The 12427-nt window shown below is 70.0% G+C and carries 9 protein-coding genes; 4 read left to right on the forward strand and 5 right to left on the reverse strand.

Annotated elements, in window-relative coordinates; translation table 11 throughout:
- Nucleotides 1-84 precede the first annotated feature (84 nt).
- Nucleotides 85-1527: an XRE family transcriptional regulator gene (locus KZC50_RS00410; protein WP_053549010.1), complete on the forward strand. Its 1443-nt coding sequence runs from the start codon at nucleotides 85-87 to the stop codon at nucleotides 1525-1527.
- A 94-nt stretch (nucleotides 1528-1621) separates the two neighbouring features.
- On the opposite strand, the gene KZC50_RS00415 is transcribed toward KZC50_RS00410, so the two are convergent.
- From KZC50_RS00415 to KZC50_RS00425, 3 genes are read right to left on the reverse strand one after another with little or no spacing between them, the layout of a single operon-like run.
- Nucleotides 1622-2893 carry an acyl-CoA dehydrogenase family protein gene (locus KZC50_RS00415; protein WP_310890193.1) on the reverse strand — a complete coding sequence of 424 codons (1272 nt, stop codon included), beginning with the start codon at nucleotides 2891-2893 and terminating at the stop codon, nucleotides 1622-1624.
- A 20-nt stretch (nucleotides 2894-2913) separates the two neighbouring features.
- A complete protein-coding gene (locus KZC50_RS00420) occupies nucleotides 2914-4140 on the reverse strand; it encodes an acyl-CoA dehydrogenase family protein (RefSeq protein WP_310890194.1) in 1227 nt (408 codons plus the stop codon).
- A complete protein-coding gene (locus KZC50_RS00425; RefSeq protein ID WP_301133756.1) occupies nucleotides 4137-5567 on the reverse strand; it encodes an LLM class flavin-dependent oxidoreductase in 1431 nt (476 codons plus the stop codon). Before KZC50_RS00425 ends, KZC50_RS00420 begins: the two co-directional genes overlap by 4 nt.
- Before the next feature lie 242 nt (nucleotides 5568-5809).
- Here KZC50_RS00425 and KZC50_RS00430 point away from each other — a divergent pair, with 242 nt between their 5' ends.
- Genes KZC50_RS00430 through KZC50_RS00440 form a run of 3 tightly spaced genes read left to right on the forward strand, consistent with a single transcriptional unit; the run spans nucleotide 5810 to nucleotide 8871 of the window.
- Entirely contained in the window at nucleotides 5810-7120 is a 1311-nt protein-coding gene (locus tag KZC50_RS00430) for an ABC transporter substrate-binding protein (RefSeq protein WP_310890195.1), read from the forward strand.
- Nucleotides 7113-8030 carry a carbohydrate ABC transporter permease gene (locus tag KZC50_RS00435; RefSeq protein ID WP_301133753.1) on the forward strand — a complete coding sequence of 306 codons (918 nt, stop codon included), beginning with the start codon at nucleotides 7113-7115 and terminating at the stop codon, nucleotides 8028-8030. Before KZC50_RS00430 ends, KZC50_RS00435 begins: the two co-directional genes overlap by 8 nt.
- A gap of 49 nt (nucleotides 8031-8079) precedes the next feature.
- Nucleotides 8080-8871, forward strand: a complete 792-nt coding sequence (locus tag KZC50_RS00440) for a carbohydrate ABC transporter permease (protein ID WP_310890196.1) — start codon at nucleotides 8080-8082, stop codon at nucleotides 8869-8871.
- A gap of 18 nt (nucleotides 8872-8889) precedes the next feature.
- Here KZC50_RS00440 and KZC50_RS00445 read toward each other — a convergent pair whose 3' ends face one another.
- Together KZC50_RS00445 and KZC50_RS00450 are read right to left on the reverse strand one after the other, a co-directional pair.
- Complete coding sequence (locus tag KZC50_RS00445) at nucleotides 8890-10362, reverse strand: NAD-dependent succinate-semialdehyde dehydrogenase (protein WP_301133749.1); 1473 nt, start codon at nucleotides 10360-10362, stop codon at nucleotides 8890-8892.
- 108 nt (nucleotides 10363-10470) lie between these two features.
- The gene (locus KZC50_RS00450) at nucleotides 10471-12348 is read right to left on the reverse strand and encodes an FAD-dependent monooxygenase (RefSeq protein ID WP_310890197.1); all 1878 of its coding nucleotides are present in this window, start codon (nucleotides 12346-12348) and stop codon (nucleotides 10471-10473) included.
- Nucleotides 12349-12427: the final 79 nt, after the last annotated feature.

Here is a 12427-nt window from a genome sequence, read left to right on the forward strand (position 1 = left end):
CTCCTTTCACTTTCCGCCTCTGTCGCCTGCTTTTCCACCCGAAACCGATGGCAAGAGTTGCATTTCTTTCGCTATTCTCAAACAATGGCCGCCACCGCACTCGAACTGTCCACTCTCGGACACCGCATCCGTCACGAGCGCCTCGCCCACGGCTTCACCCTCGACGACCTCGGCGAGCGCGTCGGGGTGGCGGGCAGCCAGCTGAGTCTCATCGAGAACGGCAAGCGCGAGCCGAAGCTCTCCCTCCTCCAAGCCATCGCCGCCGCAACGGGAGTGGACGTCACCGACCTCCTCTCCCCCGAACCGCCCAACCGGCGCGCGGCGCTGGAGATCGAGCTCGAGCGGGCGCAGTCCGGTGCGGTGTTCCGACGTCTCGGGATCGCGCCGGTGCGCGTCACCAAGAGCATGAGCGACGAGACGATCGAGTCGATCCTGGGTCTTCATCGCGAGCTGCAGCGCCGCGAACGGGAGACGATCGCCACGCCCGAGGAGGCCCGGCGGGCCAACACCGAGCTGCGCCTGCGGATGCGCGAGAAGGGCAACTACCTCGCCGACATCGAGCGTCTCGCCGAGAAGCAGCTGAAGGCCGCCGGGCACACGACCGGCGCGCTCACCCACCGCACCGTCAGCATCATGGCCGAGCAGCTCGGCTTCGAGCTGCTCTACGTCAACGACCTCCCCCACTCCGCGCGGTCGGTCACCGACCTCGAGAACGGTCGGATCTACCTGCCGCCGGCGTCCATCCCCGGCGGGCACGGGCTCCGCTCCATGGCGCTGCAGGCGATGGCGCACCGCCTCCTCGGGCACCAGCGCCCCGTCGACTACGCCGACTTCCTCCAGCAGCGCCTGGAGATCAACTACTACGCCGCGTGCTGCCTCATGCCCGAGACGGCATCCGTCGCCTTCCTCCAGCAGGCGAAGAAGGACCGGAATCTCGCAGTCGAGGACTTCCGCGACGCGTTCGGGGTCACCCACGAAGCCGCCGGGATGCGGATGACGAACCTGCTGACGGCGCACCTCGGCATCCGTCTGCATTTCCTGCGGGTGGACGGATCGGGGGCGATCTCGCGCGTCTACGAGAACGACGACCTACCCCTGCCGATGGACGTCACCGGCGCGATCGAGGGCCAGGTCGTCTGCCGCCATTTCTCGGCGCGCTCGGCGTTCGAGGAGCAGAACCGCACCACCGAGCACTACCAGTACACCGACACCCCCGCCGGGACCTTCTGGTGCTCGACCCAGACGGGGACGACGACGGACGGGGAGTTCTCGATCACCGTCGGCGTGCCCTTCGACGACGCGCGCTGGTTCCGCGGGCGCGAGACGGCGAGCCGGGCCTCCTCGACCTGCCCGGACGAATCGTGCTGCCGTCGCCCGCCCGCCGAGATCGCCGCCCGCTGGGAGGGCAAGGCCTGGCCGAGCGCGCGCGTGCACATGCAGATGTTCTCGCCGCTCCCCCGCGGGACGTTCCCCGGGGTCGAGGAGGCGGAGGTCTACGCCTTCCTCGACCGGCACGCCGAGGGCTGAGCCGCCGAGGCGCGATCCTCAGCCGAGTCCACCGTCGAGAACGCGGGAGCATCGAGCCTCCCGCAGCCTCGGGAGGGCGCCGGAGGCCGTTCCGTCACGCGTTCTCGACCGGGGTGCCCACCGCCCAGAGGGGCTGCGGGAGCCGGTCGTGCACCTCGTACTCGCCGATCCACCGGTCCTTGAAGAGCACCGGGTTGTGACTGGAGACGGTGCGGGCGTTCCGCCAGTGCCGGTCGAGCCCCGTGCCGCGCGCGGTCGCGGAGGCGCCCAGCGCGTCGAAGATGCGCGAGGTGAGCTGCTGGACGGCCCGTGTCGCGAAGGACTGGGCCTGCGCGGTGCGGATCTCGGCGAGGCCGGCAGCTGCGAGCGCCTCGGCACGCGTGGCCTCGCTCGGCGCCTGGGCCGCAGCGCGCGCCGCACGATAGGCGCGCTCGAGGTCGTCCGCAACCGCGACGACGGTGCGCTGCACGGCGAAGGCGACCGCCGACTGCTCCCCCAACAGGCCGAGGATCTGCGGGTCGTCGGCCGTCCGCGCCGCTGAACCGTGACTGTACGACCGGGTGCGCGCTCGCACCGCGGCGGCGGCATCCTCCACGGCGGTCCGGGCGATGCCGGCGAGCACGGCGAGAAGGACGAACTGATAGAGCGCGGTCTGGTAGGGGAAGCGCGCGGCCACCGGGACGGCGTCCTGCGCGTCCACGGATGCTCCGTCGAAGACGATCGTGCCCGTCCCGGTCAGCCGCTGGCCGATGCCGTCCCAATCGTCGCTCACGGTCACGCTCGGCTGATCGAGCCGCACCAGCACGGCGACGTCGGTCGCGTCCGAGACCCGGTGGGCCACGACATCCGTCCATTCGGCGAAGAGACTGCCCGTCGTGTAGAACTTCCGGCCGTGCACCCGCAGCGCGCCGGCGTCGTCCTCGACGAGCTCGGTTCCGGCCCGCGCGTGCGTGGATCCCGACGGCTCGCTCCACGCATTGCCTGAGATCTGCCCGGCGCCGATGCGGCCGAGCCAGCGCTCTCGGAACGCGGCGTCGTCCGTCGTGAGGGTCTGCTCGACGAGCGCGACGTGTCCGCGCAGGATCTGCGGCAGGTTGGGGTCGGCCGCCGCGACCTCGATCAGAAGACGACCGAACTGCGGCCAGTCCAGCCCCAGCCCGCCGCGGTCGCGCGGGAGCCGCGCGACCGGCAACCCGGCGTCGCGCAGTGCGCGCAGCGCTTCGAAAGGCAGCACGCGGTCCCGGTCGCGATCGGCGGAACCGTCTCGGATGCCCTCGAGAAGGCGCGCGAAACGGTCGACGACGTCATCGGGGAGCTCGTCCCGGAGGCGATCGTGAGCGCTCGCCTCCGGGATGCTCACGTCCACAGCGCCCGCATCCACAGCGCTCACGTGTAGAGGGAGATCGGCTGTACGACGCCGGTGAGGAAGTGCGCTCCCACCTCCAGCTTCTTGTAGTCGACCGGGTCGTGGAGGGAATGGGTGCGCACGTTCCGCCAATGCAGATCGAGACCGACCTTCGATGCGGTCGAGCTGGCTCCCGTCGCTTCGTACACGCGATTGGCGACGTCCACGGCGGTGTCGCTGGAGACAACCTTGAGCTGTGCGATGCGGTACGCGAGATCGGCGCGATCCTCGGCGGTGACCTCGCCACCCCGGCCGATCGCCAGGTCGAATTCGCGCCCCACCACGTCGGCGAGTGCCTCCACCGCAGCGACGCGCGAGACGAGCTCCCCGTACAGGCGGCGGACGAAGGGATCGTCGGCGTAGGTCGGCACCCCGGAGAGGAACCAGGCGTTCGGGCGGGCGACGGTGAGTGCCCTCGCCTGCTCCAGCGCGCCCTCGGCGATCCCGAGGTAGAGATTCGCGAACACGAGCTGGATGCCGGGGGTGACGAAGCTCTGCAACGGCTCGTCGGTGCCGAACCCGAGCACATGAGCCGGCTTGACGCGCACGTCGTGGTACCGCACCGTGTTGCTCGCGGAGAGTCGCTGACCGAGATGGTCCCAATCGTCGACGAGTTCGACGCCGGGGTGCCCGAACGGGAGAACGAGGTAGGCGAACTCCCCGTCGCGGTCGCCGCCCTTGACGACGGCGTTGACCAGCAGTGCCTCCCCGACGCCGGACCCGGTGGAGAACCGTTTGAAGCCGTCGAGGCGGAAGCCTTCGCCGTCCTCGGTCAGGGTGAGGTTGGGGTCGACGGGATTGACGGAGTCGCCCCACAGCCAGCGCTCGGCGATCGAGGCGCGGAACCAGCGCCCGCGCTCGGCGGGTGGAGCGATGAGCGCGATGTTGGCGGAGTTGATGTAGTGATAGCCGAGGAGCTGCGCGATGGAGGCGTCACGGCGGGCGATGATGCGCACGGCGCGGTAGGCACTCTCCCAGTGAGCGCCACCCCCGCCCAGTTCCGCGGGATCGAGCAGGGTGGTGAGCCCCGATTCCTGCAGGAGTCGCTTCTCCGCGAAGGGCTGCGCGTTCGCGCGATCGCGGGCCAGGGCGTCGACGGCGAGCTGATCCGCAACGCCCTCGGCCACGGCATCCCACTGCGCGCGCTCGGCGGCGTCCGCCGTGCCCGTCCAGTGCGTCCGAGCGGTGTCGGTGTCGGCGATGGTCATCTCTCTCCTCCAGCGGGGACGGTCGTGAGGGCAGCGCCGCCGTCGGCGGCGCTGCGGGCACCGGCGTAAGCGCCGCGGTACGGGTGGGCGGGGTGCCATTCCGGCACCGTGGGCCGCCCGGAGAGGCGGTCGCGAAGGGTGCCCTCCGGGTAGCGATCCCACACCCGGCCCCGACGGCGCAGCTCGGGGATGAGGTGGGTCACGATGTCTTCGAACGTCCCCGGCGAGACGACGTAGGCGAAGTTGAACCCGTCGACACCGCCGACCTCGACCCAGCGTTCGAGCTCGTCCGCGACGGTCGTGGCGCTGCCGACGATGACCGCACCGATCCCCCCGATGCCGACGTAGTCGGCGATGTCCCGTGGCGTCCACTGCCGCGTGGGGTCGGCTTTGGTGAAGATCGACAGGGCCGAGCGCGCCGCGTCGGTGTCGACGTAGGCGAGCGGCTCATCGGGGTCGAGCGTCGACAGGTCCACCCCCGACCATCCCCCGTAGAGCGCCAGCGCACCCTCCAGCGACACGTAGGCGCGGTACTCGTCGTACCGCGCGTACGCCTCTTCGTCCGTCTCAGCGACGATCACGGTGGCGAGGGTCAGGATCTTGACGCTGTCCGCGGGGCGACCGATGGCGGCGGCTTTCGCGCGGATCGAGTCGGTGGTGCGCCGAGTGAGCTCCGGGGTCAGCCCGTTGATGAAGATCGCCTCCCCGTGGCGGGCGGCGAACTCCTGCCCGCGAGGCGACGCCCCGGCCTGGAAGATGACCGGGGTCCGTTGTGGCGAGGGCTCGGCGAGATGGATGCCGGGCACGTCGAAGTGCGTGCCGTGGTGGGCGATCGGGTGCACTCTGGCCGGGTCGGTGAAGACGCCCGCGTCGCGATCCCGACGCACGGCGTCGTCCTCCCACGATCCCTCCCACAGCTTGTAGGTGACGTCGAGGAACTCGTCCGCGATGCCGTAGCGGTCGTCGTGGGCGATCTGGGTCCCGAGCCCCAGGTTGCGCGCGGCGCTGTCGAGGTACGACGTCACGACGTTCCAGCCGATTCGGCCGTCGGTGAAGTGATCGAGCGTCGACAGGGTGCGCGCCAGGGCGTACGGCTGGGCATAGGTCGAGGCGATCGTCACGCCGAATCCGAGATGATCGGTCACCGCGGCCATGGCGGGCACCTGCAGAAGGGGGTCCCCGACCGGGATCTGCGCGGCATCCTGCAGGGCCGGTGCGGCGGAATCGCGGTAGACGTCGTAGACCCCGACGACATCGGCGATGAACATCGCGTCGAAGGTGCCCCGCTCCAGCAGTTGAGCGAGCTCGGTCCAGTACGACAGGCGGTTGTACTCGTCCGCGCGGTTGTCCGGATGCCGCCAGAGCCCGGGCGCCTGGTGCGTGACGCAGCTCATCTCGAACGCGTTGATGATGATGCGCGAAGCCATGGAGCTCCTTCCGGTCGCGCCGCGCCCGGTGAGGGGACACGGTCGTCCGGAACCGTAGCAACGGAGTGGGGCCGGCCCCCTCCTGCGCGTCACACCCCGTCATCCTCCGTCACACAGGGCGCCTTTCATGACGCCGCGTGTCGATGCGTGACGGCGGGGCGTGCAGGCGAGGCGCCACTGCGCGAACAATGACGATCCGCGGCACTGCACCGTCGCGCCCCGTCACCCGAGAGGTCCCTCCGATGTCCGCAGCCTTCCCGCGCCGCCTCGCCGTCGTCTCCGTCGGCGCCGCCGCCGCCCTCGCCCTCACGTCCTGCGCGTCCGCCGCCGGCTCCGCCGACGGTGGAAGCGGGGATCAATCGCTCACCGTCCTCCTCATCACCTCGCACCAGGGCGCGGCGGACCTGCTCGCCGCACGCTACGAGGAGGAGACGGGTGTGCGCATCGATCCGGTGATCGTGCCCTACGACGAGATCGGCAACACCCTGGCCCTCGACCAGCAGTCCGGGGCGAACACGATCGACGTCGCCGCGCCGTGGTACGTCTCGATCGGCGACCTCGCCAGCGCCGGCGCCATCCAGGACCTGACGGACTGGATCGACGACACCCCCGAGCTGGAGACCGACGACTTCATCCCGTCGATCTATGACGCCTACACGCTCTACGACGGCAAGCGGTGGGGGCTGCCCTTCGACGGCGACACCCACGTCCTCTTTTCCAACGACGAGATCCTCGCGCGGAACGGGATCACCACCCCGCCCACCACGTGGGAGGAGTACGACGCCGTCTCGGCCACCATCACGGATGCCGAGAACGCCGACGGCGTTTACGGCAACGTGATCTTCGGGCAGAAGTCCCCGCTCATCCTGGGCGCGAGCTTCGCCAACCGCCTCGCGGGGTTCGGCGGCGAGTTCGTGGACGAGGACGGCGCACCCGTCATCAATTCCCCGGAGGCCGTCGCCGCGGCCGAGTCGCTCGCCGCGTCGCTGGACTCCGCGTACCCGACCCCCGCCGAGACCGCCTTCGGCGAGGGCAACTCCGCCTGGTATGCCGGCAACGCCGGATTCATCGAGAACTGGACCGACCTCGGCGTCGGCTCGCAGATCAACCCTGACTCCACCGTAGCCGACAGCTGGAGCGTCTCCCTGCTTCCCGTCGGCGGCGAGAACACCCAGCCGCGCGCCTCGCTGGTGGCCGGCTTCACCTGGGTGATCGCGGAGAACACCGACAAAACCGAGCTCGCGCAGGACTTCATCGCCTGGGCGGCCTCGAGCGAGGTCAACGAGGAGCTGCTCGTCGCCGACCCGCAGACCGGCATCGACCCCAACCGCATCTCGTCGCTAGAGAGCGCCGCCTACGGCGAGAAGTATCCCGAGCTGCAGCGCGTGAACCGTGCGACGCTCGACGGCGCCCTCGCCTGGCCGACGGGCAAGAACGCCACGCGCGCCGCCGAGATCCTCACCGACGAACTTGCCAAGCTGGTCGCGGGAGAGGTGACCGCGCAGGAAGCGCTCGACGCCACGCAGGCCGAGTGGGAGGGCATCCTTGGCTGACGCCCCGGCGTCCACGCGCCCGGCTCGATCCCCGCGGGGACCGGTCCGGGCGCGTCGCCTGTTCGTCGCCCCGAGCGTTCTGGCGCTGCTGGTCCTCGGCCTGTACCCGCTGATCTTCATCGCCGCGGCATCCGTCACGGAATCCTCGCTCGGGAAACCCTTCCAGGACTTCGTCGGCGCCGAGACGTTCGCAGCGATCCTCGGGGACGACGACATCGTCGCCTCTCTCGGGCGTTCGGCCGTGTACGCGGTCGCGGTGGCGGCGGCCAGCCTCGCGCTCGGGGTCGTCGCCGCTCTCGCCCTGCACGGCGCGGTGCGTCGCGGGTCGCTCGTGATGACGCTGCTGCTGCTCCCGCTCCTGACGCCGCCCGTCGTGGTCGGCACCCTCTGGAAGCTCATCTACAACCCCGGCGGCGGGCTCCTCGCCGTCGTCCTGGGCGTCTTCGGCCTGCCTCGCGACGCGATCGCGCCGCTGTCATCGACCACCTGGGCCCTGCCGGGCGTCGCAGTGGCGGACGTCTGGCAGTGGACGCCACTGATCGCACTGCTGGTCTTCACCGCGCTCCTCGGCCAAGACCCGGAGATCATCGAGGCTGCCCGGCTGGACGGCGCACACGGGTGGCGCCTGTTCCGCTCGATCACCCTGCCGGCGATCGCCGGCGTGGTGGCAGCCGCCTTCTTCATCCGACTCGTTCTGGCGTTCAAGGTGTTCGACCTGGTCTTCATGATGACCTCCGGCGGGCCGGGCCAATCCACCACGCTCGCGTCGTACGTCATCTACCAATCCGCCCTCCGCGAATTCGACGTCGGCCGCGCCGCCGTCGTGACCCTGCTGCTCGCCGTGCTCGTCACCGTCGTCACCCTGCCCGTCGTCGCCCTCACCCGAAAGCTCCAGCGCACCCATGAGTGACCGCATCGCACTCCCTCGGCCTCGCCCACGTCTCGATCACCGCAGTGCGGTGGCGACGATCATCCTGACCGCGCTCGTGCTGTTCTTCACCGTGCCCCTGCTGTACCTGGTATCGGTGTCCCTCATGGGGCGGGACGAGACCGGCCAGGGCATCCTCGTGCCCACGGTTCCGCAGTGGTCGAACTGGAGCGACGTCGTGGTCGGCACCGACCTGCTGCGCGGCATCCTGAACTCCCTCGTCGCCGCCATCGGCGGCTCGCTCCTGACCCTCGCCGCAGCCCTTCCCGCCGCGTGGTCGATCGTCCGCTACCGCACCGGCGGGAAGACCCTCGGGGCCACCCTCATGAGCCCGTGGCTGCTGCCGCCGATCGTGGCGGTCGTCCCGCTGTTCACGCTCCTGCGCGTGCTCGGGCTCAACAACACCCTCGGCGGACTCACGCTCGTCTACGCCCTCGTCAACATCCCGGTCGCCATCTGGCTGCTGGAGGGCTTCATCCGCCGACTCCCGATCGAGATCGAGGAGGCGGCGAACATCGACGGTGCCGGCTCGGCGCGACTGCTCGTCTCCATCGTCGGTCCGCTCCTCGCCCCCGCTCTCATCGCCGTGGGGATCATCGTCGCGGTGCTGAACTACAACGAATTCCTGCTGGCGACCTTCCTGACCCAGAGTCCGGACGCGCAGACCCTCCCCGTCGTCCTGTCGCTCTTCTACGGCGACCGTACGCCTCACTACGGGCGCATCGCCGCCGCATCCGTCATCGGGGTGCTGCCCGTCTTCGCCGTGGCCGTCTTCCTGCAGCGGTGGCTCGTCGGCGGACTCACCGTCGGCGCCGTGCGCTGACGTCCGACGGCAACCTCGTCAGGCGTACGGGTTGGCGGTGAGCGTGTACTTGGTCTGCAGGTACTCGTGGATGCCCTCGGCACCGCCCTCCCGGCCGAGACCGGACATCTTCCACCCGCCGAAGGGTGCCGCGGCGTTGGAGACGACCCCGACGTTCAGGCCCATCATGCCGGTCTCGAGCCTGTCGATCATGCGCTGACCGCGCGAGAGCGACTCGGTGAAGACGTAGGAGACGAGCCCGTACTCGGTGTCGTTCGCGATCGCGACCGCTTCGTCCTCGGTGTCGAACGGGACGATCGCCAGCACCGGGCCGAAGATCTCCTCGCGGAGGATGTCACTTCCCGGCTGGACGTCGGTGACGACGGTCGGCTCGTAGAAGGTGCCGGGGCCGTCCAGCGCGGTCCCGCCGGTGCGGACCTGCGCGCCGCGCGAGACGGCCTCCTTGACCAGCGTGTCGGCCTTGGCGACCGCGCGGTCGTCGATGAGCGGACCGATCACGACACCCTCCTCGGTTCCGCGACCGATCTTCATCCCCTGCACGCGCTCGGTGACGCGACGGGCGAACTCGTCGGCGACCGAGCGGTGGACGATGAAGCGGTTGGCCGCCGTGCACGCCTGGCCGATGTTGCGGAACTTCGCCAGCATCGCGCCGTCGACGGCCTTGTCGAGGTCTGCATCCTCGAAGACCACGAACGGCGCGTTCCCGCCGAGCTCCATCGAGGTGCGGAGGACCCCCTGCGCAGCCTGCTCGAGCAGCTTCTGCCCGACCGCGGTGGACCCGGTGAAGGAGAGCTTCCGCAGACGCGGGTCGCGGATGATCGGCTCCGACACGGCCCCGGAGGTGGAGGTGGTGAAGACGTTCACGACCCCGTCGGGGACGCCGGCGTCCTGCAGCAGCTTGGCGAAGTACAGAGTGGTGAGAGGGGTGAGCTCGGCGGGCTTGATGACCACCGTGCAGCCCGCGGCGAGCGCGGGGGCGATCTTGCGGGTCGCCATGGCGAGCGGGAAGTTCCACGGGGTGATGAGGAAGCACGGGCCCACCGGATGCTGCGACACGATCATCCGGCCGGTGCCCTCGGGGTTCGCCCCGTAACGCCCCTGCACCCGCGCGGTCTCCTCGCTGAACCAGCGCAGGAACTCCCCGCCGTAGCCGACCTCACCGCGCGCCTCGGCGAGCGGCTTTCCCATCTCGATCGTCATGAGCAGCGCGAAGTCCTCCTTGCGCTCCTGCAGCAGGTCGAATGCGCGGCGCAGGATCTCCGCACGCTCCCGCGCCGGAGTCTTGGACCACGCCGGGAACGCCTCGACGGCGGCATCCATCGCGGCCTTGCCGTCCTCGGGAGACGCATCGGCGATCGTCTTCACCACCCGCCCGGTCGCGGGGTCGAAGACGCGCAGCTGCTTGTCCTCGCTCGCTGCACGCCATTCGCCGCCGATGAACAGGCCGTCGGGGACGTCAGCCAGCAGCGCGGACTCGCGGTTCTCGGTCATCGGGGCTCCTTCGTGCTCAGGGTTCACGTGTCATTCTGGTCGGGACTCGGCGCCGGGACGATGTACACCGTGTACAGAGCTGCCCGGCGACCTCGCCGCGCAGGCGGGTCAGCGGAGGGGCGCGGGCGCGGACTGCGGAAGCAGCGCCGTCTCGAAGAACCCGGCGAGCGCCTCGGTCGCGGCCAGCGGGAAGACCCCGGCGACGTACTGATCCGGGCGGACCACCACCACTACCCCGTCATCGGAGAGACCACGCTCGGCGAAGATGTCGGCATCCGTCCAGGCGCTCGGGCCGGCGGCGTACACCTTCTCCCAGTCCGTCAGGGCGAGCGGCCCGGTGCGCGGGAGGAACAGCTCGGGCACCCGGGTGATGTCGATCTTCTCGAACGGATGCCGGTAGATCGCCTTCACATCGAACACGGCGTCCACGTCGGCGCCGTCGGGAGTGAACCGGGCGATCGTCGAGGCGACCGCGTCCGCCCACGTGTGCAGCGCCGTCGCGTCGCCGGCCGGCGCGAACGCGTACACGCGCCAACGGCCGTCCGCTCTCGCGTGGTGGCCGAGGTGGACGACGTTGCCGTCGCACACGCGGACGACCTCGACGCTCTTGAACCGCTTGCCGAGGGGGAAGCCGGCGGCGAGCTCCTGGTGGCCCGCATCCGTCACGATCGCCGAGGGGCCGTACTGCGTCATGAAGCCGGAGGGGAACTCCGCGGTGCCGAGGTAGAACGTCGCGAGCTCGGTCGGATCCGAGATCTCCTCGGGCTTGCGTGCCATGAGCGAGGACCACTCGCGGTCGAAGTCGATCAGCTGCTGCGCGACGGGCTGACGCTCCGCCGAATAGGTCGACAGCAACGACGCGGGCGCGAGTCCGGTCAGCACGTGCCCGAGCTTCCAGCCGAGATTGAAGCCGTCCTGCATCGAGACGTTCATGCCCTGCCCCGCCTTGGCGCTGTGGGTGTGGCACGCGTCGCCGGTGAGGAACACCCGCGGCGCCCGGCCGCTCTCGTCGGCGGCGTCGTCGAAGTGATCCGTCACGCGGTGGCCGACTTCGTAGACGCTGCTCCAGGCGACCTGCTTCACGTCGATCGAGTAGGGGTGGAGGATCTCGTTCGCACGGCGGATGATCTCCTCCACCGGCGTCTGCCGCACACGTCGATCGTCGGCGGCGGCGACCTCTCCGAGGTCGATGTACATGCGGCTGAGATACCCGCCCTCGCGCGGGATGTGCAGGATGTTGCCCGCCTCGGAATTGATCGCGCACTTCGTGCGCCAATCGGGGAAGTCGGTGTTGACGAGGACGTCCATGACCCCCCACGCGTGTGCGGCGAACGCGCCCACGTGGGTGCGACCGATCGCCTCGCGCACGCCGCTGCGCGCGCCGTCGCTGCCGACGACGTACTTCGCGCGCACCGTGCGCTCCACGCCGGCGGTGCGGACGCGGACCTCGACCGGGGACTCCCCCTCATCGTCGACGGTGAGGCCGACGAACTCGACGCCGTAGTCGGGCACGATGCGTCCGGGACCGTGGGCCGCCGCCTCGGCGAAGTAGTCGAGCACCCGGGCCTGGTTCACGATCAGGTGCGGGAACTCGCTGATCTTGAACGCGTAGTCCTCTGTGCGGGCGGTGCGGACGATGTTGCGGGGGTTCTCCGGATCAGGACCCCAGAAGTTCATGTAGGCGATGTTGTAGGCCTCGGCGACGATCCGCTCGGCGAATCCGAACGCCTGGAAGGTCTCGACGCTGCGCGGTTGGATGCCGTCCGCCTGACCGAGGACGAGGCGGCCGTCGCGGCGTTCGATGATGCGGGTGGTCACATCCGGGAACTGCGACATCTGCGCCGCGAGGAGCATGCCGGCAGGTCCCGACCCGACGATGAGCACATCCATCTCGTCCGGCAGCTCGGCCGGACGGTCGACACCGGCACCGGCGGGCTCCTGGACACGCGGATCGGCCGAGACGTACCCGTGGTGATGGAACTGCATCGTGTCCTCCTCGGACGGCGGTGTCGAGGTCTCACGTCTTGCGTGAGCATCCAGCGCGTTCTATATTCGAACACACCGT

Origin of the sequence: Microbacterium aurantiacum, assembly GCF_031625015.1 — a bacterium.
In the GTDB taxonomy this organism is placed as follows: Bacteria; Actinomycetota; Actinomycetes; order Actinomycetales; family Microbacteriaceae; genus Microbacterium; species Microbacterium aurantiacum.